The sequence below is a fragment of the Rhizobium sp. R635 genome, from assembly GCF_002211285.1.
Classification (GTDB): domain Bacteria; phylum Pseudomonadota; class Alphaproteobacteria; order Rhizobiales; family Rhizobiaceae; genus Rhizobium.
In genome coordinates, this window is the sequence record NZ_LOKX01000035.1 from 83,023 (window position 1) to 110,022 (window position 27,000).

Genomic DNA, 27,000 nt, shown 5'->3' on the forward strand with positions numbered 1-27,000 from the left:
TTGCGCGATCGCTATAGCGCGTCGGAAACGGGTGCTTGGCAGATCAATCGAGGCTGGCGCCGTCGCCGCCGGCCTGCGGTACGAGCTGTTCGTATGAGGGCAACGGCGCCTCTGGAGCCGGCTGGACACCCGGGGGCGAGGGCGTGCCGGCCGGCACCTGCTGCACGGTGCGCGCCGCAGGGCTCTCGGGCTGCTGCGGCTGCTGGTCCTTCATCAGGACTTCGACATCGGTGTTCCTGCCGGCGGCGATGGTGAAATCGCGCTGGTAGATCTTGTCCTTGTTGCGGGCGACGGCCGAATATTCGCCTTCGGCGAGAACCATGGTTGGAAAGGCGCTGACGCTTTCGCCGACGCTGTCGCCGGCTGCCGTCAGGATCGACCAGGCCGTATCGGCGATCGCCTCGCCGCCTGCTTCGGAAACCAGCTTGAAGGTGACCTGCGCGGCGCGGTGCTGGATCGTCGCTTCCGTCAGCTTGCCGGCCTCGACCTGGATGTCGGCGCGGATGACGGCGTTGACGCTGCCATATTCGGAAACGATGTGATAGGTGCCGGCATTGAGGCGCACCACCGTGTTCGGCGAGACGTCGGCCACGACCAGACCACGCTCGCCGTCGTCGCGTACTTCCGAGGAATAGATCGAGAAGCTCAACTGGTCCGGGCGGATGCGGGCATCGGCGCCGGAGACGGCGTTGAGCAGCAGGCCGCCGGCATCGAGCACCATCACCTGCTTGTCGACTTCGCCATCGGTGGGCACGGTCAGTTTCTTGGTGACGCCGGCGCGGCCGAAGGAGACGTTGACGAAATAATCACCGGGGGCGAGCTGAAAGTCGGCGGGGCCGCCCTTGGCGCTGGCGATCAGCGGCAGCTTGCCGTCGGTGCCGGCGATCGGGCTGAAGACATACCAGGAGAGACCGTCCTCGACAGGCGTGCCGTCGGCCGTCAGCTTGGCTTCCATTGCGACGTCGCGCAGCTTGGTGCCTTCGGGCGCCGTGCCGGGCGCGATGAAGGCGTTCAGCTTGGGCATCTTCGAGCTCGAATCGAGCTGTTTGAATTCCTTGAAGGCATCCTGCGCGCCGGCGCCGAAGGGCATCAAGACCATCAGGGCGATGGCGAGGCCGGTGCGTGCAAGAGGCGAAATGCCAAACATCTGTTTCGTGAACCGATTGACTTCTGAAATCGCAAAGGCCACTTCAAGACCAACGCGATGGCAAATTCAAGACCCACCTTTTGCAGCAGCATAAAAATGAAAGTTTCTCCCGCATGAAATCCGATATCAAGCTGATCGACTATCTCGCCGTGCGCCGCTCCATCCCCGCTTTCCAGATGTGCGAACCAGGCCCTGAGAAGGCCGAGATCGAGGAGATCCTGAGGCTTGCCTCGCGCGTTCCCGATCACGGCAAGATCGCGCCGTGGCGCTTCATCGTCTATCGCGGAGAGCAGCGCGAAAAGCTCGGCGAGGCGCTGCTGAAGCTCGCGCTCGAGACGAAGCCCGAACTTTCCGAAGAGATGATCCAGGTCGAGCGCACCCGCTTCACCCGCGCGCCTGTCGTCGTCGCCGTGGTCAGCAAGGCGGGACCGCATATCAAGATCCCGGAATGGGAGCAGCTGATGTCGGCGGGCGCGCTCTGCCTCAACGTCATTCTCGCCGCCAATGCCAGCGGTTACGTCGCCAACTGGCTGACGGAGTGGTTCGCCTATGACGAGCGCGCCTATCCGCTGCTCGGCGTCGGGCCCGGCGAAAAAGTGGCGGGCTTCATCCATATCGGCTCGACGACATTTCCGGCGATCGAACGGCCGCGGCCGGAGCTTGCCGATACGGTGACCTGGGTCGGCGGAGAGGACTGATGTTCTACACGACGGACAGCAACCGGCACGGGCTCGCACACGACCCCTTCAAGGCGATCGTATCGCCACGCCCGATCGGCTGGATCGGCAGCAAGGGCAGGGACGGTTCGATCAACCTCGCGCCCTATTCCTTCTTCAACGCCATTGCCGATCGGCCGAAGCTGGTGATGTTTTCCTCCGCTGGGCGAAAGGACAGCCAGCGCAATGCGGCTGAGACCGGCGTCTTCACCTGCAATTTCGTCAGCCGCGATCTCGCCGAAAAGATGAACCTCTCCTCGGCGGCGCTGCCCTATGGCAGCAGTGAATTCGACTTCGCGGGCCTGACGCCGAAGCAGGCCGAACTGATCGATGCGCCCTATGTCGCGGAAGCTTTCGCCGTACTCGAATGCAAGGTCACCGAGATCATCGAGCCGAAAACGCTGTCGGGGGCGCCGTCTGAAAACGTGCTCGTCTTCGGCGAGGTGGTCGGCATCCATATCGACGAAGCGATCGTCAGGGACGGCCGGCTCGACATGTCGATCGCCCGGCCTGTCGCGCGCATGGGCTACATGGATTACAGCGAAGGCAGCGATGTTTTCGAGATGTTCCGGCCGCACGTGCCAAAAGCGGAGGCCTGAGCGCAAGGCATACAAAGGCTTAAGAAATATGGTGAACCAATCTTAAACCTTTTGTCGCTACGGTCACAGCATTGAATGAAACGCGAAGGAATCGCGTTCAAGTGCTGGGGCGTCGTGTGATCGTAGAAGCTTTCCTTCGTTGGATCGAAACCGCCAAGACCGGCGATCGGGCTCGGGCCGCGAATGCGCTCGGGCGAGCTTATCTGCAGTCCGATATGTCTCAAGAAGAGCGGAAGGCGGCCGAGATGGCTATGACCTTCCTTCTCGACGATCCATCGCCGCGGGTGCGGCTTGCGCTTGCCGAATCAATCGCCTGGTCGCCCGATGCGCCGCGCAGCCTGGTTCTTTCGCTTGCCGAAGACCAGCCTGAGGTCGCCTGCCACGCCGTCACCTGTTCACCGCTTTTGAGCGATACCGATCTCGTCGATCTTGCCGCGCGCGGCAATGGCGCCACCCGCATGCTGATTGCAGCCAGAGCCCATGTCACGCGCCCGGTCTCTGCCGCCCTTGCGGAGGTCGGCGACGAGGAAGAAGTGCTCTGCCTGCTCGAGAACGACGGCGCGGCGATCTCGACGCAATCGCTGAAACGCATCGCCGAACGGCTCGGCGACAGCTGCGACATCCGCAACCTGCTTCTCGACCGCAGCGATCTTCCTGCAGATGCCCGACAGCTGCTCACCCAGCATGTCAGCAATGCGCTGATCGGCTTGCCGCTGGCGCAGGCGGTGATCGGCCTGCAGCGGCTCCAGCGCATCAGCCGCGAGGCGACCGAGGCCGCCATCATTTCACTTGCCGGCGACATTGCGCCGCGCGAAATACCCGATCTCGTCGAACATCTGCGCCTCAACGGCCGGCTGACGCCATCCTTCCTGATGCACGCGCTCTGCGCCGGCAAGGTGGATTTCTTCGCTGCCGCGATCGTCGCTCTGACAGGCTGCGGCGAGCGCCGGGTGCGGTCGATCCTGGCGACCGGGCGCATGCATGCTGTGCGCGCACTCTACGAATCCGCCGGCCTGCCGAGGGATATCAGCGTCATCTTCGTCGAAGCCACACTGCTTTGGAGGGATGCCGCCAGAAAGGCGCCGGGCAGCGTGCTCGGCAATATTTGCGGCCGTCTTCTCGAAAAATTCCGCCATCACGACGGCTCGCACAGCGCTGTCGGCGAATTGCTCGATATGGTGGAAAAGCTTGGTGTCGCCGAACAGCGTCAATCGGCCCGTGTCTATGCGGCGCTTGCGGCGGCTTAGTCGTTCAGCCGCGTCACCACCCAGGAATAGCTGGCGGATACGAAGTGGACGGGCTTGGAAAGCGTCTCCTTGACGTCTCGGCCTGTCGGAAGATGCGCGCGAACTTGGCCGGCGATATTTTCAGCAAAGCCGGCGAGCTTGCCTACAGGTTCCTCGGGGGCGGCAGGAGCAGTCTCGGCAGTGGCAACAGGCAGAGGCGACGGCTTCGGCGGTTCGGCGGCGGCGAGCGCTTTCGGCGCTTCGCATACTGCGATCACCGAGGGATAGCTGACATTGGCATAGGTTTTGAGGCGGCGTTCGGCTTCGGCATCGCAAGCGGCAACGGTTTCCCAGCGCTTGTCGACCGTCGCGACATACCTGCACTGGCTGACGGAATCGTCGCAACCGAGAATGGTCATGGCGATGAGCACCGCTTGCATATTCTGCCCCCTTGGCTATTGAACCTGATATCGCCTTAGACGGCGCAATTCCAACCGAAAGAAGGCGAAAGCATTAACTCTTCGTCATGTCGAGAAGAATTTGCGCCTCTCGCCAGCATTGGGAACCATCATGTCCGTCACCATCGCCCAGGAGCCGCCGCGCCAGCAGGGCATCATCCGTCTTCTCGATCTTTCCGATGCCTATGCGCAGTCGCTCTATCCTGCGGAGAGCAACCATCTGGTCGACCTTTCCACGCTGGAAAAGCCGTCCGTGAGCTTCCTCGTCGCCCGTAATCATGGTGCGATCGTCGGATGCTGCGCGCTGGTCGAAGCCGGCGACGGGACGGCGGAAATCAAACGCATGTTCGTCGATCCCGAGGCGAGAGGGCTGAGGATTGCCAGCGGTCTGATGAATGCATTGGAGGCGATCGCGAGGGAAAAGAGGCTGACGGCGATTCGGCTCGAAACCGGCATCTACCAGCCAGAAGCAATCGCCCTCTACCGCAAATACAGATATCAAGAGATCGAGGCCTTCGGCAGCTATCTGCCGGACCCGCTCAGCCTCTTCATGGAAAAGCGGCTGGGATAGCGACTGGCGAAGGCCGCGTCAGCCTTCGGCAACCCGAGAGATCGTTTTCGACGAGGGAGGGGCCTGTTCGTCCACGACGATCTGCGGCACTGCCTCGATCTTTTCGGCGTTGCGGGCCTCGTGGATCCACTCGCGCCAGATGGCGACGATCAGCGCCATCAGCACGGGACCGATGAAGAGGCCGAGGAAACCCATCGTCTTGACGCCGCCGACGAGGCCGAAGAAGGTCGGCAGGAAGGGCAACTTGATCGGACCGCCGACGAGCTTCGGCCTCAGCGTCTTGTCGACGATGAAGAGCTCGACAGTGCCCCATACGAAGAGGCCGACGCCGGCGACATGCGAGCCGCTCGCCAGGAGATAGATGGAGACCAGCGTGAAGGAGAGCGGCGCACCGCCCGGGATCAACGCCATCACGCCGGTGAGCACGCCGAGCGTCACCGGCGACGGCACACCGGCGATCCAGTAAGCCACGCCGAGCACGATGCCTTCGCCGATCGCAATCAGCGTCATGCCCATGACGGTGGAGCTGATCGTCGCCGGCACGACGCGGGAAATGCGCTCCCAGCGGTTCGGCAGGATGCGTTCGCCCAGCATATCGATCTGCTTGGAGAAGGAAAAACCGTCGCGATAGACGAAGAACAGCGCGATCAGCATGAAGAGCAGCGTCAGCAGAAGATGGAAGGCGCCGCCGCCGGCTGCCAGCACGGCGCGATAGATATTGCCGATATGGGCGCCGCTGACTGCCTGAATGACCTCGCCCAGAGCGCCGGGACTGCCGATGTATTTCGTCCAGAGATCATCGAGATAGGGGCCTGCGAACGGCAGCGCGACGATCCAGTCGGGCGTCGGCGCGCCGGCGCGGTTGGCGTGGATCGCCCATGTGACCCAGGTGCGCACTTCACCCGTCGTATAGGTGACCGCAAACCCGATCGGAATGACCAGAAAGGTGACGATCATGACGATAGCGATGGTCGCGGCGATCGTCGTATTGCCGCCGACGCGGGCCAGCAGCTTGCGGTAGAGCGGCCAGCTGGCAAAGCCGATGACCAGCGCCGCAAGCACCGGCACGAGGAAGCCGTAGAAGAAATAGACGCCGGCCGCGACGATCAGGACCAGCAGCCAGCGCGCCGCCGAGATGGAAGGGATTAGCGGCGCGCGCGTCGGCGCCGACGACCCCAGCCATCGTGGCTCATGATTGGCTTTCTGACGATCGAACACACCCACGCGCGCCTCTTCTTATTCTTGTACTCTGGTTATGGGCCATGAACCCGGCGGTTTCAAGGTACGTAGCGTGAAAGCGTATACAAAGCGTCGCTATTCGACCGCCAGACGCGACGGTTTACTGCTGCGGACGGCTGACGATCTTGAAGGCGTAGAACTGCGTCTTCTGGGCGGGCGAGAAGTTGTTGTCGGAGCCAAGGATGAGAACGTCGGCGCCGTCCTTGGCCTTGCCGAGCGACATGGCCTCGATATTGTCGGGGACGAGGCCGATCGCTCTCAGATCGAGGATCTGGCTCTTGCGGGCAGGGACGACGCGCTGGTCGTTCTTGGCGAGTGAGGCGATGGCGGAGACGTCGGTCGCATCTGCGAGATCCATCATCATGATCTTGATGTTATTACCGAAGCCTTCGGCATAGCTGCGCTCGACGGCGAGCAGGCGATGATCGTCGAGGGCGAGCATTTCCGACATGCCGTTGTCGTTGCCGCCGTTTTCCTTGGCGGCAGCCTGCGGGATCGGAGAGACCGGGTAGACATACTGCGCCTTCGGTTCGCCGGTTGCGCCGTCATAACGGATGATGCGCGACAGGCTGCCCGTCGTCAGCGACGGCTTCGGGCCATCCTGGTAGAGGGCTGCCTCGACGCCGACGAAGACGTCGCCGGAGGGTGCTGCGGCAAGATCCTCGAAGGCGAGATTGTCGCGGATGCCGGTCGACTTGTCGGCGGTCGGCGCAAAGCCCTCCGGCAGCTTGAATTCGCGCACGAACGAGCCGTCCGGTGCAGCGACGCGGATGAAGGGCGGCAGCAGCGCCTTGCCGTCGCCCTCACTGCCCCAGTAGATCCCATCCTTGCCGAGACGAATCGATTCCGGATCGACCGTCTTTGCGGCGAAAGGTTCGCCGTTCTTATCCTTCAGCGTGACCTGCTTGACGATCGAAACACCCTTGAGGCCCGACGCATCGACATCGACGTCGAGCTCATAGAAACGAGCCGGGGCCTTGTCGGAGCGATCGTCGCTGATGGCGACATAGTGGCCGGTGGCGGCATCGAAATCGAGGCCCGATATGCCGCCGAACTCGACGCCGTTTTCCATATGACCTGTGGGGATGACGAATTCACCGAGATAAGAGAGCGAAATGCCGGCGGCGCAATCGCCGAAAGGGCAGGCGGTCTCAAAGGTGGCGCCGATCTCGGTGGCGCTGACGGTGACGGTGCTGGACAGGAGAACGAAAGCGGCAGTCGCGAGAAAACGCTTGGTCATGACAAATATCCGGCAAAGGGTTGAAAAACGGTTCGAACGGGCGCGGGCGTCACTCCAGGGAGGCCGCGCCGACCGCTTCATGCGCCGGTTGTTTGACGGAGTTGTTACGGTTCTTCGTCAGTTCCGTGAAATCGCAAATGCTAAAATGTAGCGCGCCGAACCGTACCAGTCCGGCTGTTCGGCGCGTCTATAACATTTAAATATCCAGGTTTTCGGCGAAAGCCGCACGCTCCTGGATGAAGCGGAAGCGGGCTTCCGGCTTGGTGCCCATCAGGTCGTCGACGGCGCTGCGGGTGCCCTCGAAATCCACCTCGTCGATCAGCACCCGCAGCAGGGTGCGCTTGGACGGGTCCATGGTGGTTTCCTTGAGCTGGGCAGGCATCATTTCGCCGAGACCTTTGAAGCGGCTGATCTCTACCTTGGCCTTGCTCTTGAATTCCGTCTGCATCAGCTCGGCGCGATGATTGTCGTCGCGGGCATAGGCGGATTTCGCCCCTTGGGTGATCTTGTAGAGCGGCGGCACGGCGAGGAAGAGGTGGCCGCCGCGCACCAGCTCCGGCATTTCCTGATAGAAGAAGGTGATGAGCAGCGAGGCGATATGGGCGCCGTCGACGTCGGCATCGGTCATGACGATGATGCGCTCGTAGCGCAGGTCTTCCTGCCGGTATTTCGAGCGCGTGCCGCAGCCGAGCGCCTGGATGAGATCGGCAAGCTGCTGGTTGGCGCCGAACTTTTCGCGGCCGGCGCTGGCGACGTTCAGGATCTTGCCGCGCAGGGGAAGGATCGCCTGGTTGGCGCGATTGCGCGCCTGCTTGGCCGAACCGCCTGCCGAATCACCCTCGACGATGAAGAGTTCGGCGCCTTCGGCCGTGTTCTGCGAGCAATCGGCAAGCTTGCCGGGCAGGCGCAGCTTGCGCACGGCCGTCTTGCGGTTGACTTCCTTTTCCTTGCGGCGGCGCAGGCGCTCCTCGGCGCGCTCGATCACCCAGTCGAGCAGCTTGGCCGCCTCGTTCGGATTGTCGGCGAGATAATGGTCGAAGGGATCGCGCAGCGCGTTCTCGACGATGCGCTGGGCCTCGACGGTCGCCAGCTTGTCCTTGGTCTGGCCGACGAATTCCGGCTCGCGGATGAAGACCGACAGCATGCCGACGGCCGAGATCATCACGTCGTCGGTGGTGATCTGCGCGGCGCGCTTGTTCTGCGTCAGCTCGGCATAGGCTTTCAGGCCCTTGGTCAGCGCGATGCGCAGGCCGGCCTCATGCGTGCCGCCTTCGGGGGTCGGGATGGTGTTGCAATAGGAATGCACCTGCGGATCGCCGCCATACCAGGTGATCGCCCATTCCATCGAACCGTGGCCGCTGGTTTTCTCCGTCTTGCCGGCGAAGATTTCGCGGGTGACGGTGAATTCCTTGCCCATCGTCGCCTGCAGGTAGTCCTTCAGGCCACCGGGGAAGTGGAAGACGGCCTTGTCGGGAACTTCGGAACCTTCCGGCAAAACGCCCGGTTCGCAGCTCCAGCGGATTTCGACGCCGCCGAAGAGATAGGCCTTGGAGCGCGCCATGCGAAAGACGCGGCCGGCGTCGAACTTCATGTGATCCCCAAAGATCTGGGGGTCGGGATGGAAGCGCACGCGGGTCCCGCGGCGATTGTGGACGTCGCCCAATTCTTCGAGCCCGCCCTGCGGCAGGCCGCGGGAAAAACGCTGGCGATAGAGCTTGCGGTTTCGCGCCACCTCGACCTCGAGGAAGTCGGAGAGCGCGTTGACGACCGAAACGCCGACGCCGTGCAGGCCGCCCGAGGTCTCGTAGGCCTTGCCGTCGAACTTACCGCCGGCATGCAGCTTGGTCATGATGACTTCGAGCGTCGACTTGCCCGGCACCTGCGGATGGTTCTCGACCGGGATGCCGCGGCCGTTGTCGGAGACCGTGAGATAACCCTGCAGATCGAGATGGACCTCGATGAAATTGGCATGGCCGGCGACGGCTTCGTCCATCGCATTGTCGATGACTTCGGCAAAGAGGTGGTGCAGCGCCTTTTCGTCGGTGCCGCCGATATACATGCCGGGGCGCATGCGCACCGGCTCGAGGCCTTCTAGGACGCGGATCGACGAGGCGCCATATTCATCCGCGTTCGAGGCGGCGGGCGCCGGGCGCGGGGCGACAGGCGCAGCCGTTACCGGCGGCCGTTCGGCCTGGGCCGCAGGTTTCTGGGCCTCCTCGCGTTTTTCAGAGAGGGGCATTCCGGAAAAAAGGTCGTTGCTGTCGTCCATGGAACCGTTCAGATCTTCATCCTGTTTCGAGCTGGCATCCGCGCCGGCCCAAAATCACCGCATTTCACGTCACGTTTGCGAATCGGGCAGATTCTGCCAGAAAGCACCTCTATACGCGACACCGCCTATTCGGCGGCTTTTTCAGACATGATTTGCGTTGCCGGGCGCGGAATGGCAAGCGGCGGCAGGCTTCAGGAAACCATCCGCATGCGAATGTCCACAAGTCATTGCACCCTTATATCAGCAATTGCGGCCTTTTTGCTGTCCGCAGCCGCGCTTTCCGCTGGCGGACCGGCGCGGGCGGCCGACGCGCTGCCGCCTTTCAAGGACGATCTCTTCTCGAAACAGGCCGTGCTGCAGACAAGCGACGACGGCGCCTTCGAGGTGATCGGCTATGACGAGATGCGCGATATCAACGGCCGCGACCAGATCCCGGAAAAGCGGGCGCAGCAAAAATATGTCTCGCTCGGCATCCGCAAGGCTCAAGTCGACGAAACCCTCTCTCTCGACGGCATCAGGCTCGATGTCACCAGGGTGGGACCATCTCAGAACGCCGCGTTCACGGTGATCTTCATTCACGGCCGCGACGGCGACCGGCGGCTCGGGGCCAACGACTACAGCTTCGGCGGCAATTTCAACCGGCTGAAGAACCTCGTCGCCGGCAATGGCGGCGTCTATTATTCGCCGACGGTCAGGAGCTTCGACAGCAACGGCGTTGCCGCGATCGAAGGCCTGATCCGTTATGCCGGCGCGCAATCGCCTGGCCGGCCGATCGTCCTTTCCTGCGCTTCGATGGGCAGCCAGGTCTGCTGGGGCGTTGCGCGCGACGGCGACAGCGTCAAGCGGCTGAAGGGCATGCTCGTTATGAGCGGGGTCACCGATCCCGATTTTACCAGGAGCGCGTTTTACAAGGCCAAGCTGCCGCTCTGGTTTGCGCATGGCAGCCGTGATCCGGTCTACGCCGCAACCGACCAGCAGGCGCTGTTCGAGAGCCTGCGCAAGGCGAAGTATCCGACGCGCTTCACGCTGTTTCAGACCGGCAACCACGGAACGCCGATCCGGATGATCGACTGGCGCAGGGTGCTGAACTGGATTCTTGCCGGCTAATGACGGTTTTTGGCAGAAAATATGCGCGAGCACGCAGAGATTTCCCTTACGTCAAGGGCATGATGCTTTTCTTTACCGCAAGCTTTTGATATTGCCGCAGGCATAAGCAGATTTTGGAAGGCCGGCATGACCCCTGATGTACGCCCGCTCGTGGCGGGAAATTGGAAGATGAACGGCACGCGTGCCTCCCTGGATCAGATCAAGGCGATCGCCGAGGGCGTTCGCCCGCCGCTCGCCAACGAGGTCGAGGCGCTGATCTGCCCGCCGGCGACGCTGCTTTACGTGGCGACCGCGCTCTGCACCGACAGCCCGCTTGCGATCGGCGCGCAGGACTGCCACCAGAAACCATCCGGCGCACATACCGGCGACATCTCCGCCGAAATGATCGCCGACAGCTTCGGCACCTATGTGATCGTCGGCCATTCCGAGCGGCGCACCGACCATGCCGAGACGGACCATCTGGTGCGCGCCAAGGCCGAAGCGGCTTTTGCCGCGGAATTGACGGCGATCATCTGCATCGGCGAGACGGCCGACGAACGCCGCGCCGGGCAGGAACTCGACGTCATCAAGCGCCAGCTTTCCGCCTCCGTTCCCGATGCCGCGACCGCCGAAAACACCGTTATCGCCTACGAGCCGATCTGGGCGATCGGCACCGGTGTGACGCCGACATCAGCCGATGTCGAAAAGGCGCACGCCTTCATGCGCGCAGAGCTCGTGGCCCGCTTCGGCGACGAAGGCCGCAAGATGCGCCTTCTCTACGGCGGCTCGGTAAAACCCGCCAATGCCGGAGAACTGCTTGGCATCGCCAATGTCGACGGCGCGCTGATCGGCGGGGCAAGCTTGAAAGCCGCCGACTTCCTCGCCATCTACCGGGCTTATGAGGCGCTGCTCGCCTGAGGCATTGTTCATTGCTCGGTTTATTCCTGACCGAAGGGCTTGGAATAGGCGAGAGCCTCATGTAAAGAGCCGCCAGAATTCTTACTTATGTCCGTCTCCAGGCGGGCAGGACTGGACCCATGCAGACAGTATTGATTGTCATCCATCTCATGATCGTGCTCGCCCTCGTCGGCGTCGTGCTCATCCAGCGCTCTGAAGGCGGCGGCCTCGGCATCGGCGGCGGTTCGGGCTTCATGTCGGCCCGCGGCACGGCCAATGCGCTGACGCGCACGACCGCGATCCTTGCGACCCTGTTCTTCCTCACCTCGCTCGGCCTCGGCATCCTGACGCGTTACGAAGGCCGTCCGACCGACATTCTCGACCGTATTCCGGCAACGGGCGGCCAGGGCAACGGCATTCTCGATTCGCTCGGCGGCGGCGCACAGGCTCCGGCCCAGCCGGCCGGCAACGGCGTTCCGAACGGCGGCGCAGCCGCTCCGGCACCGGCCGCCCAGGCTCCGGCAACGTCTGCGCCTGCAACCCAGGCACCGGCCGCCACGGCACCGGCGGCGACTGCTCCGGCAACGCCCGCAGCTCCGGCCGCACCGACTCAGCCCTCCGGCGTCCCGACGGGACAGTAAACCGGGCTTCGACATAAACCGCCGGCAGGCCCTCGGGTCTGCCGGTTTTCTTTTGTTCAGATTCCCGCGGCACGCTCCAAAAGTTCTGGAAAAGAATTTTTGGGCTGGTGGAATCGTTTTTGAAAAGGTATCCGGTGAATCCCATGGCGCGATACGTATTCATCACTGGCGGCGTGGTTTCCTCCCTCGGAAAAGGAATTGCGGCCGCGGCTCTCGGAGCGTTGCTGCAGGCCCGTGGATATCGGGTTCGGCTTCGCAAGCTCGATCCCTATCTGAACGTGGACCCGGGCACGATGAGCCCGACCCAGCACGGCGAAGTCTTCGTCACCGACGACGGCGCGGAAACCGATCTCGATCTCGGCCACTACGAACGCTTTACGGGGCGTTCGGCGACCAAGACCGACAACATCACCACCGGCCGCATCTACAAGAACATCATCGACAAGGAACGGCGCGGCGATTACCTCGGCGCGACGGTGCAGGTCATCCCGCACGTCACCAACGAGATCAAGGATTTCGTGATCGAGGGCAATGACGACTACGATTTCGTCATCTGCGAGATCGGCGGCACGGTCGGCGACATCGAGGCGATGCCCTTCATGGAAGCGATCCGCCAGCTCGGCAACGACCTGCCGCGCGGCACCGCCGTCTACGTCCACCTGACGCTGATGCCCTATATTCCGGCCGCCGGCGAGCTCAAGACCAAGCCGACGCAGCATTCCGTCAAGGAACTGCAGGCGCTCGGCATTCATCCCGATATCCTGCTGGTGCGCGCCGACCGCGAAATTCCGGAAGCCGAGCGCCGCAAGCTCTCGCTGTTCTGCAACGTTCGCCCGTCCGCCGTCATCCAGGCGCTCGACGTCGCCAATATCTACGACGTGCCGATGGCCTACCACAAGGAAGGCCTCGACGACGAAGTGCTCGCCGCCTTCGGCATCGAGCCGGCGCCGAAGCCGCGTCTCAACCAGTGGGAAGAGGTCTGCAACCGCATCCGTACGCCGGAAGGCGAGGTGACCATCGCGATCGTCGGCAAATATACCGGCCTCAAGGATGCCTATAAATCGCTGATCGAGGCGCTGCATCACGGCGGCATCGCCAATCGCGTCAAGGTCAAGCTGGAATGGATCGAGTCCGAGATCTTCGAGAAGGAAGATCCCGCGCCCTATCTCGAAAAGGTCCATGGCATTCTCGTGCCCGGTGGCTTCGGCGAACGCGGCTCCGAGGGCAAGATCCTAGCGGCGCGCTTCGCCCGCGAGCGCAAGGTGCCGTATTTCGGCATCTGCTTCGGCATGCAGATGGCCGTCATCGAAGCGGCCCGCAATCTGGCCGATGTGACGGACGCTTCATCGACGGAGTTCGGACCTGCGAAAGAGCCGGTGGTCGGCCTGATGACGGAATGGGTGAAGGGCAACGAGTTGCAGAAGCGCACAGCGGCCGGCGATCTCGGCGGCACCATGCGTCTCGGCGCCTACAAGGCGGCTCTGAAGAAGGGCACGAAGATCTCGGAAATCTACGGTTCGACCGATATTTCCGAGCGTCATCGCCATCGCTATGAAGTCAATATCGACTACAAGGACCGGCTGGAGAATTGCGGCCTCGTCTTCTCCGGCATGTCGCCTGACGGTGTGCTGCCGGAGACGATCGAATATCCCGATCATCCCTGGTTCATCGGCGTACAGTACCACCCCGAACTGAAGAGCCGGCCGCTCGACCCGCATCCGCTGTTTGCAAGCTTCATCGAAGCGGCGACGGAACAGAGCCGTCTCGTCTGACGCATGCCCATGCCGCCTTCGTCGGCGGCCAACGAACGGCTGCAGGGGCATATCCTGCCGCCGAATTCACCTTCAGGCAGCGGCCGGCAACGGTCCGATATAGACGGAACGCGGACGGATCAGCCGGCCGTCGAGCGCCTGTTCACGCGCATGCGCCAGCCATCCCACCGTACGCCCGATCGCGAAGACGCCGGTGAAGGCCTCACGGGGAAAGCCGAGCGCTTCGAGCAGCAGCGCGGTGTAGAATTCGACATTGACGTCGAGCGGCCGGTTCGGTTTGCGCCGCTTCAAAATCGCCAGTGCGGCGGCCTCCACTGCCTCGGCGAGTTCGCCACGGGCGCGGTTCACCTGTCCTGACGCGATCAACGGCTTCAGCGCGCCTTTCAGCGCGTCAGCGCGAGGATCGCGGACGCGGTAGATGCGGTGGCCGAAGCCCATGAGCCTTTCGCCACGGTCAAGCGCCTGACCAAGCCATTGCCCGGCATTCTCGGCCGTCCCGATCGCATCCAGCATGTCGAGGACCGGACCGGGCGCGCCGCCATGCAGCGGCCCCTTCAGCGCGCTGAGTGCCGCCAGCACGGAGGAGGTGAGGCCGGCCTGCGTCGAGGCGATGACGCGCGATGCGAAGGTCGAAGCGTTGAGGCCATGGTCCGAAATCGTCACGAGATAGGCATCGAGGGCCGCTGCCTGCTCCGGGCTTGGCAATTTTCCGGTCAACATGCGCAGGATATCGGCCGCCTGGGGTAGCGAGGCGTCGGGCGCGATTGGCTGTTCACCGCGCTGGAGGCGCAGGATCGCGGGCAGGAAAACCGCAGGCGCGGCCAGCAGACCGAGTGCGGTGTCGAAGTCCTCACCATCAGGCAGCCGGGCGATCAGCGCCCGCATCGCATCGACCGGCGGCAGAGCCAGCAGGGCGGCATCGGCAGCCTCGATATGGCCGAAAATCCTTATTCGCGCTTTCGCCAACCAGTCGCGCAATTGCGCTTCGCCGACACTTCGTTCCATCAGACCGTCGAGCAGCAATGCGGCGACGCCTTCATAGCTGCAGTCTGTGACCAGGTGATCCAGCGATACGCCGCGGATGATCAGCCGTCCCGCTTCGCCATCGACGTCCGAAAGCTGGGTTTCGGCGGCAATAACGTCTTCCAAGCCGTTTTTCATGATGTTTTCTCCTTTACGGCCTGGATGATCGGATCTACTTTTATTGACGTCAATCTTGACGTAATTGATCAATATGAGGCTCCGATGTCGTGGCTGACCGCCGAGGAAGCGCTGCAGGCACTGAAAACCAAGCCGCAGACGCTCTACGCCAATGTCAGCCGTGGGCGCATTCGCGCCAAGCCCGATCCCGCCGACCCGCGCCGCAGCCTCTATCAGGCTGCCGACGTGCAGCGGCTTGCCGAGCGCCATGCCGGCCGCCGCAAGGCCGAAACGGTTGCCGCCGAGACGATTCGGTGGGGTGATCCGGTTCTCTCCTCAGCGATCTCGACCATTATCGAAGGGCGCCTGTTCTATCGCGGGCGGGATGCGGCCGATTTCGCCGACACGGCGACGCTGGAGCAGACAGCCGCATTGCTCTGGAACGGTGCGGAGGCTCTGTCGTCGGGCACCACTGGCGAAAACACCTCTCCATCTCTTCAGACGGCCTTTCTGGCGCTTGCCGGGCGCGTGACGACCGATCTGCCGTCGCTCGGCCGGTCGCAGGCAGCACTTCGGCGCGAGGCGCACGGAGTTCTCTCCACCGTCAGCGATGCGCTGGCACCCGGGCTCCCGGACCGGCCGCTGCATCTCAGGCTTGCGGAAAGCTGGCAGCGGCCGCAAGCAGCCGATTGCCTGCGTCGCGCTTTGGTGCTGCTTGCCGATCACGAACTGAATGCCTCGACCTTCACCGCGCGCGTCACGGCATCGGCGGGCGCCGCACTTTCGGCCACCGTGCTTTCTGGTCTCGCGACACTGACGGGACCGCTGCATGGCGCGGCCTGGCAGGGCGTGGACGCATTGATCGAAGCAACAATTGCCGTCGGGGCGGAGCAGGCGCTCCGGCGCACACTTGCCCAGGGCAATTCCGTCGCGGCCTTCGGCCATCCGCTCTATCCTGACGGCGATATCAGGGCCTCGGCGCTGCTTGGGTATTTCCCCCTGCCGTCGAAATTTGCCGAACTCCGGGAGGCGGGCGAAGCCATGATCGGCGAGAAGGTCAATGTGGATTTCGCGCTGGCCGCGATGGCCGCCGCCTTCGATCTTCCCAGGGAGGCGCCGATCATCATCTTTTCGCTCGCCCGTTCCGTCGGCTGGCTGGCGCATGCGATGGAGCAGGTCGAGAGCGGAGAGTTGATCCGGCCGCGAGCGCGCTATGCCGGCCCGGCGCCAGAAACCGTTACCCGCCGCTGAAGGCTTGGGGCCGCTTTGCTTTTTTTCGCGTGGGGAAATATCCGAATTCGGCTATCATGCCCCAAATGGAAGAAGACGGTTGGCGGACACTCTCGTAAAAGCTGTTCCGCACGGTCAAAGGGGCTTTCCATGAATAAGATGCTTCGCAGTCTGCTTGCCGCCGCGCTCGTGATCGGTCTGTTTCCGCATGAGACCGCCTTTGCTCAGTCCGCCGGCTGCGCGGTGTCGCGCGATGCCAGCGCCCGTCAGGTCCTCACTTGCCCGGGCGGCGTCAAAGTGACGGCGGAAGCCGGCGCTTCGTTCCGCCTCGCCGACCGCAATCGCGATGGCAGCCCCGATTCCCTATTGCTGCGCAGCAAGGCCGTTTTGGTCGACGTCGACAGCAGCCAGCACGCCGGCGGTTTCCAGGTCGTGACGCCGCAGGCAATCGCTGCGGTGCGCGGCACGCAATGGGCCGTCGACGTTGCAGGCGGCGCAACCTCGGTGCTGGTGGTCAGAGGCAATGTCGCTGTCCGCCGCCCGGCCGGTGAGCCGGTGGTGCTGGCGCCAGGCGAGGGCGTCGATGTCAGGAGCGGAACCGAGCCGCTCGTCGTGCGCCGCTGGCCGGCGCCGCGTGTGGCCGCTCTTCTTGCCCGCCTCGGCCAATAATCCATGAGCCATCGCCTGCTGACGGTGATCGTGCTGCTGCTCGCCGGTCTTTGGGGAGCGGCACTCGGCTATCTCCATGTCAATGGGGGAAGCGGCTTTCTCGACCGGATGGAAGCTTCGCTCGCCGATATCCGCAGCCTCGTCGTCGGAGCGAAAACGCCGCCGCCGGTCGTCTCGATCGTCGCGATCGATGATCGCACGGCAGCGGCCCACGGCTATCCGCTTGATCGGGCCACACTCGCGCGCCTCGTCGGCACAATCACCGCGCTGAAGCCGAAAGCCCTGGCGCTTGACATTCTGCTCGTCGACCCGGGGCCGGAGGAGGGTGACGCGGCGCTCACTACTGCCCTTCGCCAGGGACCGACCGTTATCGCGGCGGCAGCCACCTTTGCTCAGAGCCGCCAGCGTGTCACCGATGCAGCCGGCGATCCACTTGCCGCCATCCCCGAGGCAAACCATCTTCTCTTGCCGCTTTCTCGTTTTGCCGAGGCAGCCGCGGTCGGCGTCGTCAATGTCGCGACCGACCAGACCGGCACGCCGCGCTTCATTCCGCTGATCTCGCGCGCCGCCGACCGGCTGGACCCGGCTTTTCCCCTGCGCGCCGCTTCGGTAGCGCTCGGTGTCGATCCCAGCATCGAACCCGATGCCATCATGCTCGGGAAACTCCGCATTCCCACAGATACCGGCCAACGCCTGCCGGTAACCTTTTACGGCGGGCACGGCAGCATCGCCACGTCAAGCGCCGCCGATGCGCTTGAAGGCAAGCTGCCGGCGGATGCGGTTTCAGGCCGTATCGTCGTCATCGGTTCGACTGTGACCGGCGGCGGCGATGTGTTCCCGACGCCGTTCGATCCTGTCATGCCCGGCGTGGAGGTGATGTCCACGGCGATCACCCATCTCATTGCCGGCGACGGGATGGTGCGGGACCACAGGATACGCCTGATCGACGCCGGCATCGCGATCGGGCTGCCGATCCTGCTCGTTTCGCTGATCGCGTGGCGGCGCAGCGCCGCCGGTTATGTCGTCATCGTGTTGACGCTGATCGTCTGGGCGATGCTCAACCTGTCGGCCTATGCGCATGGCTATTGGCTGAGCGCGGCGCTGCCGATCACCGCAGCCTTGCCGCCGGCGCTGCTCTTCGGCGCAGCCGAGCTTTGGCTTGACCGTGGCCGGGCCCGCCATTTCGCTGAGCAGAGCGCGCTGCTGCAACGCATCGAGGCGCCTGGCCTCGGCGAGTGGTTGGCGCATAACCCGGATTTCCTTGCCGAGCCGGTACGCCAGAACGCCGCCGTCGTGTTCATCGATCTCTCGGGCTTTACCGGCCTCAGCGAAAACCTCGGACCGGTCAAGGTAAGCGAGGTTCTGAGCGGCTTCTTCGAAGTGATCGATGAGGAGGCGCGTGCGCATGGCGGTGCCATCACCAGCTTCATGGGCGACGGTGCGATGATCCTGTTCGGCCTACCGCAACCTGCCGATGACGATGCCGCCCGCGCCGTCGCCTGTGCGGTCAGCCTGTGCGACCGCACGCGGACCTGGCTGGAGGTACATGCCGGCTTCGCCCAAAAGAAGATCGGCTTCAAGGTCGGCGCCCATTGCGGGCCGATCGTCGCCTCGCGGCTCGGCACCGGCGACCGGCAGCAGATCACCGCGGCTGGTGATACGGTGAATGTCGGGAGCCGCCTGATGGAAGTCGCCGCCCGCCATGGCGTCGAGCTGGCGCTCAGTGCCGAAATCGTTCGCGCCGCAGGCCCTGACAGCGTGCTCCTCAAGTCCGGCCGGATCGAGGGTCCGCTGGAAACGGAGCTGCGCGGCCGGGCAAGCCACATCGACGCCTGGCTGTGGCGAACCCGCACGCTTTGACAATCGCCGCGGGAGCCGCTAGGAACGGCGCAAACATCCAGCCGGCTGGCTCCGGCCATGGCGCAGATCGCGCCTGACAGCTCCGAAAGATCGAACTCATGACAGAATTCAACGGCGTCGTTCCGGCGATCGCCAAGGCGTTGCAAAAGCGCGGTTACGCCGAACTCACCCCGGTGCAGCAGGCGATGCTCGATCCGGCGCTTGCCGCTTCCGACGCGCTGGTCTCGGCCCAGACCGGCTCCGGCAAGACCGTCGCCTTCGGACTGGCGCTGGCGCCGACGCTGCTCGAAGGCAGGGAGCGCTTCGGCAATGCCGGCGCTCCGCTCGCCCTCGTCATCGCCCCGACACGCGAGCTTGCCCTGCAGGTGAAGCGCGAACTGGAATGGCTCTACGAGTTGACCGGCGCGGTGATCGCGAGCTGCGTCGGCGGCATGGACATCCGCAGCGAGCGCCGCTCGCTCGAACGCGGCGCCCATATCGTGGTCGGCACGCCGGGTCGCCTGTGCGACCATATCCGCCGCCATGCGCTCGACATGTCGGAACTGAAAGCCGCCGTGCTCGACGAGGCCGACGAAATGCTCGACCTCGGCTTCCGCGAGGACCTGGAATTCATCCTCGACTCCGCGCCGGACGAGCGTCGCACGCTGATGTTCTCGGCAACGGTGCCGGCCGCGATCGCCAAGCTCGCCAAGAGCTATCAGCGCGATGCCGTGCGCATCAGCACCGCGGCCGAGGAGAAGCAGCATGTCGATATCGAATATCGCGCGCTCGTGGTGGCCCCGAGCGACCGCGAGAACGCGATCATCAACGTGCTGCGCTATTATGAAGCGACCAATGCCATTGTCTTCTGTTCGACGCGCGCGGCGGTCAATCACCTGACTGCGCGCTTCAACAACCGTAATTTCTCCGTCGTGGCACTATCAGGCGAACTGACGCAGAACGAGCGCAGCCATGCGCTGCAGGCGATGCGCGATGGGCGCGCTCGCGTCTGCATCGCAACCGACGTCGCCGCCCGCGGCATCGACCTGCCGGGCCTCGATCTCGTCATCCACGCCGACCTGCCGACCAATCCGGAAACGCTGTTGCACCGCAGCGGCCGTACCGGCCGTGCCGGGCGCAAGGGTATCAGCGCCATGATCGTGCCGCTGAATGCACGGCGCAAGGCCGAGCGCCTGCTCGAGAATGCCGGGATTTCGGCCGCCTGGGCGCGGCCGCCTTCGGCCGAGGAAGTAAGCGAACGCGACGACGAGCGGCTGCTTGCCGATCCGATCTTCCACGACGCGCCGCAGGAGGAAGAGCAGGGGCTGGTGCAGCAGCTTCTTTCGAGCCATGGCGCCGAAAAGCTTGCCGCCGCTTTCCTGCGTCTTTACCGCACCAATCATTCGGCGCCGGAAGATCTCATCGAGGTTGCGGTTCAGGACGATCGCAGCCGCAAGCGCCGCGACAATGCCACGCCCTACGAGCCGGCGCAGAAGGGACCGCGCGAAGATTTCGGCCCCAGCGTCTGGTTCTCCGTCTCGGTCGGGCGCAAGCAGAATGCCGAGCCGCGCTGGCTGATCCCGATGCTCTGCCGCAACGGCAACGTGACCAAGCGCGAGATCGGCGCGATCAAGATGCAGCCCGAGGAAACCTATGTGGAGATCGCGGCAGCGAGCGCCGATAGTTTCCTGAATGCAATCGGCCCGAACAAGGCGCTGGAACGCGGTATCCGGGTCACAAGGCTTCCCGGCACGCCTGACTTCAGCCGCGCGCCGGCGCCGAAAGCCTATGCCGGCAAGCCCTCCCGTGATGAGCGGCCGGGCGAGGCGTTCCGCGACGAGCGGCCGAAGAAGAAGTTCGGCAAGGGTCCGGGATACGCCGCAGCCGACAATGGCAGCGGGGAAAAACGGGATTCCAAGCCCTGGAGCAAGAAACCGGGCAAGCCCGGCTTCGACGGTCCGAAATCCGACAAGCCCAAATATGATAAGCCGAAATTCGAAGGCGGCAAATATGAGGGCAAGGGCGGCGCTGGACCGAAGGGCAAATTTTCGAAGAAGAAGCCCGGCTGATTTTGATCGCCGCGTGATTTCTTGACCGGCAGGATCAGACGACGATGAAACGCTCCGGCATGTCACGTGTCGATCCGTCCGCCTTCATCAAGGCCAATCTGCCGATCTCAGCGGTCCCCTTGATCCCCGAGATCCTGCTGCACACCGCAGGACCGGCGAGCGGGCTCTGGCGGCTTGCCGGCCGCGGAGAAGCCGATCCGCCGCCATACTGGGCCTATCCCTGGGCAGGCGGCGCCGTCCTTGCCCGCCATCTGCTCGACCGGCCGGAAACCGTTGCCGGCCGCCGCGTCCTCGATCTCGGCGCCGGCTCGGGGCTCGTCGCCATTGCGGCGGCAAAGGCTGGAGCCGGCGCGGTTACCGCGGTCGATATCGATGCCAACGCCATTGTCGCAATCGGCCTCAACGCGGCGGTGAACGGTGTGACCATCAACGTGGTCGCCGCCGATATCATCGAGGCCTCGCTGCCGGAGACCGATCTCCTCGTCGTCGGCGACCTGTTCTACGATCCGTCACTTGCTTTGCGAGTCGTCGCTTTCCTGCGGCGTTGCCAGGCCGCAGGCATCGACGTGCTGGTTGGCGACCCGGAGCGGGCCTATCTGCCGCAAAAGGAATTCAGGCGGATCGCCACCCATCCCGTTGCGGATTTCGGGGCAGGCGTGGGCGGCCAAGCGGTGCAGGCGGGCGTGTTCTCGCTCTCGGCAATCGCTGAGGCGTAAAGCTAGACCAAGAGCTCTGGGCGCAGCAGCATGACGGGGCAGGGCGCTCCGGCCGGCAGCTCCGGCGCATGCGGCGGGCGGACGATGAGGCAGTCCGAATGGGCGAAGGTCTTCATCATCGATGAGTCCTGCTTGTCGAAGGGCTCGACCAGCCAGTCGCCGGCGGCGGATTTCGAAAGTTTCGCCCTGATATAATCCTGCCGGTGATCGTTGGCGCGCAATGTGACTGCCGCTTCCGCCACGGCCTCGCGCCGCACCGGCGGCAGGGAAGCAAGTCTACGAATCAACGGCTCGAGGAAGAGCAACGAGCAGACGAGGCTCGAGACCGGATTGCCGGGCAGGCCGAGCACATGCGTCTCGCCGAAGCTGCCGACCATCAGCGGCTTGCCGGGGCGCATGGCGATGCGCCAGAAATCGAGCTGCATGCCGGCCTCGATCAAAGTGGCCTGCACCAGATCATGATCGCCGACCGAAGCGCCGCCGAGCGTGACGATGACATCCACCTTGGCATCCCGCGCCCTCTCGATTGCACCGGTGATCCTGGCTTTATCGTCAGGCACGATGCCGAGATCGAGCACATCGGCGCCGGCTTTGCGGGCAAGGGCTGCAATACCAAAGGTGTTGGATGCAATGATCTGCGAGGGGCCGGGCGTGCTTCCGGGCGGCAGCAGTTCGTCGCCGGTTGCGAGGATGGCTATCAGAGGGCGACGAAGCACCTCGACATCGGGTCGGTTCATGCCGGCGGCGACCGTCAGCCGCGAGAAATCGAGCACGATGCCGGCAGACAGCACCGCTTCGCCGTCCACGAAATCCTGGCCGCGGGGGCGGACATGCTGTCCCTGCCGTACCGGAAAATTGGTTCTGACGCCGCCTTCGATCTTCTCCGCATCCTCCTGCAGCAGGACGCTGTCGGCGCCCGGCGGAACCGGCGCGCCGGTGAATATGCGGACGGCCTCTCCCTGACCAACGCTTCCCTCGAAGCCGTGGCCCGCGGAAGACGTGCCGATGACCTTCAATACGGCGCCCGGCTCCGGCGCGTCTTCGCGGCGCAGCGCATAGCCGTCCATGGCAGAGGCATTGAAGGGCGGCTGGGTCAGGCGCGCCTTAAGATCGACAGCCAGGACGCGGCTTTCGGCCTCGGCGAGCGGCAGCGTCTCGGAGGCAGCGACGGGCTTTGCGCGAGAGAGCAGGCGGCTCAGGGCCTCGGAGACCGGCAGAAGGTTCATTTTGCCTCCGGATGACGGAAATCGCCTGATTTGCCGCCGGATTTTTCGAGCAGCCTGACGCCGCCGATCTCCATTGCCTTATCGGCGGCCTTGGCCATGTCGTAGATGGTGAGACAAGCGACCGAGACGGCGGTCAGCGCCTCCATCTCCACGCCGGTCTTGCCGGTGAGCTTGGCGGTTGCCGTGACGCGCAGGCCGGGCAGGGCAGCATCTTCCTCGATCTCGACCGAGACCTTCGTCAGCATCATCGGATGGCAGAGCGGGATGAGATCTGCGGTGCGTTTTGCCGCCATGATGCCGGCAAGGCGGGCCGTGCCGATGACATCGCCCTTCTTGGCATTGCCGTGGCGGATGAGCGCGAGGGTTTCCGGCGCCATCTTCACATGGCCCTCGGCCGTGGCGATGCGCACCGTCTCGGCCTTATCGGAGACATCGACCATATGCGCCTCGCCGGAGGCATCGATATGGGTGAGGCCGGGCTTTCCGCCGCTCATATCATTCAGCCGCGATGGCGGCTTCGCCAAAGAGCAGCCCGCGGGTGGCAGCCGCTACGTCATCCTTACGCATCAGGCTCTCGCCGACAAGGAAGGTATTGATGCCGGAGGCCTGCAGGCGCTGGCAATCGGCATGGGTGAAGATGCCGCTTTCGCCGACGAGCAGCCGATCGTCAGGAACCATGGCCGCCAGCGTCTCGCTGACCGTCAGGCTGACCTCGAAGGTCCGCAGATTGCGGTTGTTGATGCCGACGAGCGGCGAGGAGAGCTTCAGCGCGCGCTCCATTTCCGGCGCGTCATGAACCTCGGCCAGCACGTCCATGCCGAGCGAGAAGGCTTCGTCCTGCAGACGCTCCGCATCGTCATCCGTCAGTGACGCCATGATGAGCAGGATGCAATCGCCACCCCAGGCGCGCGCTTCATGGACCTGATAGGTCTCGAACATGAAGTCCTTGCGCAGCGCGGGCAGGGCGCAAGCGGCGCGCGCCGCCGTCAGGAATTCCGGCGCACCCTGGAAGCTCGGCGTATCCGTCAGCACGGAAAGGCAGGCAGCGCCGCCGGCTTCGTACGCCTTGGCCAACGCCGGCGGGTCGAAATCGGGGCGAATGAGACCTTTCGAGGGGCTCGCCTTCTTGATCTCGGCGATCAGACCGAAATGGCCGGCGTCGCGCTTGGCGGCAAGCGCCTTAAGGAAGCCGCGCGGAGCGGACTGATCGGCCTGCATCGCCTTCAGGTCGGCGAGCGACACCGCCGCCTTGGCGGCGGCGATTTCCTCGCGCTTGTAGAGTTCGATCTTCTTCAGGATATCGGTCATCGGCCAATCCTAATCGATATCGTTGGAAACGGCGACGAGTTTGTCGAGCGCGAGCGCCGTGGCGCCGCTATCCAGCGACTGCGCGGCCAGCATCATGCCGTCGCGGATCGTCTCGGCCTTGCCGGCGATGACGAGCGAGGCTGCGGCATTGGCCAGCGAGACGTCTCGATAAGCATTCCTGGCGCCGCCCAGAACCTCGCGGAGCGCCGCGGCGTTCGCGACACCGTCGCCGCCTTTGATATCGGCGAGGATGCAGGGGCTGACGCCGAAATCGGCAGGAGACAGCTCGAAGGTGCGGATCTTGCCGTCTTCGAGCGCGGCGACCTGGGTGATTCCCGTCGTGGTAATTTCATCGAGGCCGTCGCCATGGACCACCCAGACGCATTCGGAGCCGAGATCGCGCATCACTTCGGCAAGCGGCACCAGCCACTGCGGCGAGAAGACGCCGAGCAACTGGCGGCGGACGCCGGCCGGATTGGAAAGCGGCCCGAGCAGGTTGAAGATGGTGCGCGTGCCGAGTTCGACGCGCGAAGGGCCGACATGGCGCATGGCGGAATGATGAAGCTGCGCGAACATGAAGCCGACGCCGGCTTCCGCGATGCAGCGCGTGATGATCTCGGGACCGACATCGATATTGACCCCGAGCGCCGCGAGATTGTCCGCCGCACCCGATTTCGAGCTCAGCGCCCGGTTGCCGTGCTTGGCGACGGGCACACCGGCGCCGGCCACGATCAGCGCCGCCAGCGTCGAAATGTTGTAGGTGCCGCTGGCATCGCCGCCGGTGCCGACGATGTCGATCGCGTCTGCCGGCGCCTCGACGGTCAGCATTTTCGACCGCATGGTGGTGACGGCGCCGACGATCTCGTCGACGGTTTCGCCGCGCACACGCAGCGCCATCAGGAAGCCGCCGATCTGCGAAGGCGTCGCCTGGCCGGACATCAGGATGTCGAAGGCGGCGCGGGCCTCGTCACGCGTCAGTGCCTCGCGGCTCGCGGTCTTGGCCAGGAACGGCTTGAGATCGGTCATACGGTTTCCAAGCCTCCTAGCGGACGGTCGCCTGCTCTGCGAGCGTCTGGTTGATCTGAGCGCCATACTGCGTTTGCAGCAGGTTGACCATCTGATCGAGAATATCATCGCCGGCGGCGTTGGCCATGGCGGTGATCTGGGCGTCGCGGTTGTTCAGCACGTCGCCGGTCGGCTGGGTGTTGACCTCCGTGACCTTCATGAGGATCTGCGTCGAAGGATCGGCGCCGACAGCGCTCGCCACCGTATCGACCGGGCCGGAGAAGGCGGCGCTGATGCCTGCGCGGCCGAGCACCGGATCGTCGGTGGAGCGGGTGACGCCGCTCTTGCTCTCGACCGCGATGCCGAGCGGAGTTGCGATATCGGCAAGTGCGGTGCCCTTGGCCGCCTCGGCCTTCAATTCGTCGGCCTTCTTGGCGAGTGCGGCTTTCTGCTGCTCCGCCGTCCAGTCCTCGACGGCCTTCTCGCGCACCTCGGCGACGGGACGCTCGCGGTCCGGCGTGATTTCGCGGACGTTGAACCAGACATAGCCGTCATTGCCCATCGGGAGCGGCGGCGCATCGACGCCGACCTCGGTCTTGAAGGCTTCGCCGAGCAATTGCTGCCGGATCGGGATATCCTTGATCTCGTTGCCGTCCTTGCCGGCGCCGGTCATATCGACGGCATCGACCGTCACCGCCTGGAGCTTCAGCTGGCTGGCAATATCCTCGAGCGTGGAACCGCCGGCGCGCATATCCTCGATGCGGTCGTGAACATTGATCACTTCCTGAGAGGCATTGCTGAGTGCCAGCTGCTTACGGATATCTTCCTTCACCTCATCGAAATTCTTGGCCGTTTCCGGCTTGATGTTGCTGATGCGCAGGATGACCGGACCGAACGAGCCGTCGACGACAGGCGTCGTGCCGCCATCCTTCGAAACAGCGAAAGCGGCATCGGCGACGGCCTGGTCGGGAACCTTGTCCTTGGTGAATTCGCCGAGCAGCACATCGTTTGCCGTCTTGCCCTGATCGGTGACCAGCTGATCGAAGCTGGTGCCGCTCTTCAGAGCCGTTTCGGCGGCGGTGGCAAGATCCTTGTTGGCGAATGCCAGTTGCTCGATGGTGCGGCTTTCCGGCGTGCGGTAGCTATCCTTGCCCTTGTCGAATGCCTCGCGGATCTGGTCGTCGGCGACGGTCGCCGCGTCGGCGATATCGGCTGGCTGTAGCTTCAGATAAATGATCTTGCGGTATTCCGGTGCGCGGTAGCGCTGCTTGACGCCTTCGAACCAGGCAGCCAGCACGTCGTCGGCAGGCGCCTTGATCGGCTCGATATTGGCGTTGGTGAGCAAGAGATAGTCGACGCCGCGGCTTTCCTCGCCATAGAGCTTGAGAGCGTCGACCAGCGTTTTCGGCGCGGTGAAGCCGTTGGAAACGGCATCGACGATCTGGCTGCGAACGGCGACTTTGCTGCGCTCCTTGATGTAGTCCTCCTGGCGGATGCCGGCATTGCGCAGGCGCGAGATGAAGAGCTCGCGGTCGAACTTGCCGTTGACGGCCTTGAAGGCCGGATCGTCACCGATGAGCTGGGCGAGGCGGTCCTCGGAGAGGCCAAGGTTCATGTCCTCGGCAAGCTGGTCGAGCGAAGCGCCGGCGACGAGCTGGGCGAGCACCTGCTGCTCGACGCCGAAGGCGCGGGCCTGCTCGGGAGTGAGGCGCATGCCGAACTGCTGGCTGAGGCTTGCCACCTGGCGCTGATAGGCGAGATGGAATTCGTTGACGCCCACCTGCTGATCGCCGACGGTCACGACCGTGGTGCTGTTGCCGCCCGTTATCAGCTCGCGCGACACGCCCCAGATGCCGAAAGAGGCGACGAGCAGGAGCAGGAGCAGCTTGGCAACCCAGGTCTGAGCAGCTCTTCTCAGGAAATGGAACATGAAAACG

At 64.0% G+C, this 27,000-nt stretch carries 24 protein-coding genes; 13 read left to right on the top strand and 11 right to left on the bottom strand.

The features are described 5' to 3' along the window. Window positions 1-43: 43 nt before the first annotated feature. Window positions 44-1,147, bottom strand: coding sequence for a hypothetical protein (locus ATY78_RS24935; protein ID WP_088685139.1), 1,104 nt, complete (start codon window positions 1,145-1,147; stop codon window positions 44-46). Window positions 1,148-1,260: 113 nt separating this feature from the next. On the opposite strand from ATY78_RS24935, the gene ATY78_RS24940 reads away from it, so the two are divergent. From ATY78_RS24940 to ATY78_RS24950, 3 genes are all read left to right on the top strand, one after another. After that, complete coding sequence (locus ATY78_RS24940) at window positions 1,261-1,845, top strand: nitroreductase (protein ID WP_088684981.1); 585 nt, start codon at window positions 1,261-1,263, stop codon at window positions 1,843-1,845. Then, entirely contained in the window at window positions 1,845-2,462 is a 618-nt protein-coding gene (locus tag ATY78_RS24945; protein WP_088684982.1) for a flavin reductase family protein, read from the top strand. The genes ATY78_RS24940 and ATY78_RS24945 overlap by 1 nt, the downstream gene beginning before the upstream one ends. A gap of 101 nt (window positions 2,463-2,563) precedes the next feature. Further along, entirely contained in the window at window positions 2,564-3,709 is a 1,146-nt protein-coding gene (locus ATY78_RS24950) for a DUF2336 domain-containing protein (RefSeq protein ID WP_088684983.1), read from the top strand. On the opposite strand, the gene ATY78_RS24955 is transcribed toward ATY78_RS24950, so the two are convergent. Beyond that, entirely contained in the window at window positions 3,706-4,128 is a 423-nt protein-coding gene (locus tag ATY78_RS24955; protein WP_088684984.1) for a hypothetical protein, read from the bottom strand. The genes ATY78_RS24950 and ATY78_RS24955 overlap by 4 nt on opposite strands. A gap of 130 nt (window positions 4,129-4,258) precedes the next feature. Here ATY78_RS24955 and ATY78_RS24960 point away from each other — a divergent pair, with 130 nt between their 5' ends. Next, a complete protein-coding gene (locus ATY78_RS24960; RefSeq protein WP_088684985.1) occupies window positions 4,259-4,717 on the top strand; it encodes a GNAT family N-acetyltransferase in 459 nt (152 codons plus the stop codon). A gap of 18 nt (window positions 4,718-4,735) precedes the next feature. Here the strand turns inward: ATY78_RS24960 and ATY78_RS24965 are convergent, their stop codons facing one another. The 3 genes from ATY78_RS24965 to parE all read right to left on the bottom strand — a co-directional run bounded on the left by ATY78_RS24965 (window position 4,736) and on the right by parE (window position 9,465). Further along, complete coding sequence (locus ATY78_RS24965) at window positions 4,736-5,941, bottom strand: AI-2E family transporter (protein WP_088684986.1); 1,206 nt, start codon at window positions 5,939-5,941, stop codon at window positions 4,736-4,738. Between the two features lie 115 nt (window positions 5,942-6,056). Beyond that, window positions 6,057-7,196, bottom strand: a complete 1,140-nt coding sequence (locus ATY78_RS24970) for an esterase-like activity of phytase family protein (RefSeq protein WP_088684987.1) — start codon at window positions 7,194-7,196, stop codon at window positions 6,057-6,059. 196 nt (window positions 7,197-7,392) lie between these two features. After that, window positions 7,393-9,465, bottom strand: a complete 2,073-nt coding sequence (gene parE / locus ATY78_RS24975) for a DNA topoisomerase IV subunit B (RefSeq protein ID WP_088684988.1) — start codon at window positions 9,463-9,465, stop codon at window positions 7,393-7,395. A gap of 207 nt (window positions 9,466-9,672) precedes the next feature. Between parE and ATY78_RS24980 the strand changes: the two genes are divergently transcribed. The 4 genes from ATY78_RS24980 to ATY78_RS24995 all read left to right on the top strand — a co-directional run bounded on the left by ATY78_RS24980 (window position 9,673) and on the right by ATY78_RS24995 (window position 13,861). Then, complete coding sequence (locus tag ATY78_RS24980) at window positions 9,673-10,572, top strand: phospholipase (RefSeq protein WP_088685140.1); 900 nt, start codon at window positions 9,673-9,675, stop codon at window positions 10,570-10,572. Between the two features lie 126 nt (window positions 10,573-10,698). Beyond that, entirely contained in the window at window positions 10,699-11,469 is a 771-nt protein-coding gene (gene tpiA / locus ATY78_RS24985) for a triose-phosphate isomerase (RefSeq protein WP_088684989.1), read from the top strand. A gap of 119 nt (window positions 11,470-11,588) precedes the next feature. Next, complete coding sequence (secG, locus tag ATY78_RS24990) at window positions 11,589-12,089, top strand: preprotein translocase subunit SecG (protein WP_088684990.1); 501 nt, start codon at window positions 11,589-11,591, stop codon at window positions 12,087-12,089. Between the two features lie 143 nt (window positions 12,090-12,232). Next, complete coding sequence (locus tag ATY78_RS24995) at window positions 12,233-13,861, top strand: CTP synthase (protein ID WP_088684991.1); 1,629 nt, start codon at window positions 12,233-12,235, stop codon at window positions 13,859-13,861. A 72-nt stretch (window positions 13,862-13,933) separates the two neighbouring features. On the opposite strand, the gene ATY78_RS25000 is transcribed toward ATY78_RS24995, so the two are convergent. Continuing rightward, window positions 13,934-15,022: a citrate synthase/methylcitrate synthase gene (locus ATY78_RS25000; RefSeq protein ID WP_088684992.1), complete on the bottom strand. Its 1,089-nt coding sequence runs from the start codon at window positions 15,020-15,022 to the stop codon at window positions 13,934-13,936. 84 nt (window positions 15,023-15,106) lie between these two features. Here ATY78_RS25000 and ATY78_RS25005 point away from each other — a divergent pair, with 84 nt between their 5' ends. The 5 genes from ATY78_RS25005 to ATY78_RS25025 all read left to right on the top strand — a co-directional run bounded on the left by ATY78_RS25005 (window position 15,107) and on the right by ATY78_RS25025 (window position 21,524). Then, window positions 15,107-16,252: a citrate synthase gene (locus ATY78_RS25005; protein WP_088684993.1), complete on the top strand. Its 1,146-nt coding sequence runs from the start codon at window positions 15,107-15,109 to the stop codon at window positions 16,250-16,252. A 129-nt stretch (window positions 16,253-16,381) separates the two neighbouring features. Next, window positions 16,382-16,900: a FecR domain-containing protein gene (locus tag ATY78_RS25010; RefSeq protein ID WP_088684994.1), complete on the top strand. Its 519-nt coding sequence runs from the start codon at window positions 16,382-16,384 to the stop codon at window positions 16,898-16,900. Between the two features lie 3 nt (window positions 16,901-16,903). Then, on the top strand, window positions 16,904-18,760 hold the full coding sequence (locus ATY78_RS25015; protein ID WP_088684995.1) for an adenylate/guanylate cyclase domain-containing protein: 1,857 nt from the start codon (window positions 16,904-16,906) through the stop codon (window positions 18,758-18,760). A gap of 98 nt (window positions 18,761-18,858) precedes the next feature. Next, entirely contained in the window at window positions 18,859-20,808 is a 1,950-nt protein-coding gene (locus tag ATY78_RS25020) for a DEAD/DEAH box helicase (protein WP_088684996.1), read from the top strand. Between the two features lie 44 nt (window positions 20,809-20,852). Next, window positions 20,853-21,524 carry a 50S ribosomal protein L11 methyltransferase gene (locus ATY78_RS25025; RefSeq protein ID WP_088684997.1) on the top strand — a complete coding sequence of 224 codons (672 nt, stop codon included), beginning with the start codon at window positions 20,853-20,855 and terminating at the stop codon, window positions 21,522-21,524. A gap of 2 nt (window positions 21,525-21,526) precedes the next feature. Here the strand turns inward: ATY78_RS25025 and glp are convergent, their stop codons facing one another. Genes glp through ATY78_RS25050 form a run of 5 tightly spaced genes read right to left on the bottom strand, consistent with a single transcriptional unit; the run spans window position 21,527 to window position 26,993 of the window. Then, window positions 21,527-22,750, bottom strand: a complete 1,224-nt coding sequence (gene glp / locus ATY78_RS25030) for a gephyrin-like molybdotransferase Glp (protein WP_088684998.1) — start codon at window positions 22,748-22,750, stop codon at window positions 21,527-21,529. Continuing rightward, window positions 22,747-23,244 carry a cyclic pyranopterin monophosphate synthase MoaC gene (moaC, locus tag ATY78_RS25035; protein WP_088684999.1) on the bottom strand — a complete coding sequence of 166 codons (498 nt, stop codon included), beginning with the start codon at window positions 23,242-23,244 and terminating at the stop codon, window positions 22,747-22,749. The genes glp and moaC overlap by 4 nt, the downstream gene beginning before the upstream one ends. Window position 23,245: 1 nt before the next feature. Then, window positions 23,246-24,058, bottom strand: coding sequence for an indole-3-glycerol phosphate synthase TrpC (gene trpC / locus ATY78_RS25040; protein WP_088685000.1), 813 nt, complete (start codon window positions 24,056-24,058; stop codon window positions 23,246-23,248). A 9-nt stretch (window positions 24,059-24,067) separates the two neighbouring features. Continuing rightward, window positions 24,068-25,084, bottom strand: a complete 1,017-nt coding sequence (gene trpD / locus ATY78_RS25045) for an anthranilate phosphoribosyltransferase (protein WP_088685001.1) — start codon at window positions 25,082-25,084, stop codon at window positions 24,068-24,070. Between the two features lie 16 nt (window positions 25,085-25,100). Beyond that, window positions 25,101-26,993 (bottom strand): peptidylprolyl isomerase, encoded by a 1,893-nt coding sequence (locus ATY78_RS25050; RefSeq protein WP_088685002.1) that lies wholly within the window; start codon window positions 26,991-26,993, stop codon window positions 25,101-25,103. Between the last annotated feature and the right edge of the window lie 7 nt (window positions 26,994-27,000).

What these genes read in the sequence shown, in the direction of transcription:
- ATY78_RS24955 (WP_088684984.1), bottom strand. Translation starts at nt 4,128, where the DNA reads ATGCAAGCGGTGCTCATCGCCATGACCATTCTCGGTTGCGACGATTCC.
- tpiA (WP_088684989.1), top strand. Translation starts at nt 10,699, where the DNA reads ATGACCCCTGATGTACGCCCGCTCGTGGCGGGAAATTGGAAGATGAAC.
- ATY78_RS25000 (WP_088684992.1), bottom strand. Translation starts at nt 15,022, where the DNA reads ATGAAAAACGGCTTGGAAGACGTTATTGCCGCCGAAACCCAGCTTTCG.
- ATY78_RS24935 (WP_088685139.1), bottom strand. Translation starts at nt 1,147, where the DNA reads ATGTTTGGCATTTCGCCTCTTGCACGCACCGGCCTCGCCATCGCCCTG.
- ATY78_RS24940 (WP_088684981.1), top strand. Translation starts at nt 1,261, where the DNA reads ATGAAATCCGATATCAAGCTGATCGACTATCTCGCCGTGCGCCGCTCC.
- trpC (WP_088685000.1), bottom strand. Translation starts at nt 24,058, where the DNA reads ATGACCGATATCCTGAAGAAGATCGAACTCTACAAGCGCGAGGAAATC.
- ATY78_RS25020 (WP_088684996.1), top strand. Translation starts at nt 18,859, where the DNA reads ATGACAGAATTCAACGGCGTCGTTCCGGCGATCGCCAAGGCGTTGCAA.
- ATY78_RS24980 (WP_088685140.1), top strand. Translation starts at nt 9,673, where the DNA reads ATGCGAATGTCCACAAGTCATTGCACCCTTATATCAGCAATTGCGGCC.
- ATY78_RS24960 (WP_088684985.1), top strand. Translation starts at nt 4,259, where the DNA reads ATGTCCGTCACCATCGCCCAGGAGCCGCCGCGCCAGCAGGGCATCATC.
- moaC (WP_088684999.1), bottom strand. Translation starts at nt 23,244, where the DNA reads ATGAGCGGCGGAAAGCCCGGCCTCACCCATATCGATGCCTCCGGCGAG.
- glp (WP_088684998.1), bottom strand. Translation starts at nt 22,750, where the DNA reads ATGAACCTTCTGCCGGTCTCCGAGGCCCTGAGCCGCCTGCTCTCTCGC.
- parE (WP_088684988.1), bottom strand. Translation starts at nt 9,465, where the DNA reads ATGGACGACAGCAACGACCTTTTTTCCGGAATGCCCCTCTCTGAAAAA.
- ATY78_RS24945 (WP_088684982.1), top strand. Translation starts at nt 1,845, where the DNA reads ATGTTCTACACGACGGACAGCAACCGGCACGGGCTCGCACACGACCCC.
- ATY78_RS25015 (WP_088684995.1), top strand. Translation starts at nt 16,904, where the DNA reads ATGAGCCATCGCCTGCTGACGGTGATCGTGCTGCTGCTCGCCGGTCTT.
- secG (WP_088684990.1), top strand. Translation starts at nt 11,589, where the DNA reads ATGCAGACAGTATTGATTGTCATCCATCTCATGATCGTGCTCGCCCTC.
- ATY78_RS24970 (WP_088684987.1), bottom strand. Translation starts at nt 7,196, where the DNA reads ATGACCAAGCGTTTTCTCGCGACTGCCGCTTTCGTTCTCCTGTCCAGC.
- ATY78_RS25025 (WP_088684997.1), top strand. Translation starts at nt 20,853, where the DNA reads ATGAAACGCTCCGGCATGTCACGTGTCGATCCGTCCGCCTTCATCAAG.
- ATY78_RS24995 (WP_088684991.1), top strand. Translation starts at nt 12,233, where the DNA reads ATGGCGCGATACGTATTCATCACTGGCGGCGTGGTTTCCTCCCTCGGA.
- ATY78_RS25010 (WP_088684994.1), top strand. Translation starts at nt 16,382, where the DNA reads ATGAATAAGATGCTTCGCAGTCTGCTTGCCGCCGCGCTCGTGATCGGT.
- trpD (WP_088685001.1), bottom strand. Translation starts at nt 25,084, where the DNA reads ATGACCGATCTCAAGCCGTTCCTGGCCAAGACCGCGAGCCGCGAGGCA.
- ATY78_RS25005 (WP_088684993.1), top strand. Translation starts at nt 15,107, where the DNA reads ATGTCGTGGCTGACCGCCGAGGAAGCGCTGCAGGCACTGAAAACCAAG.
- ATY78_RS25050 (WP_088685002.1), bottom strand. Translation starts at nt 26,993, where the DNA reads ATGTTCCATTTCCTGAGAAGAGCTGCTCAGACCTGGGTTGCCAAGCTG.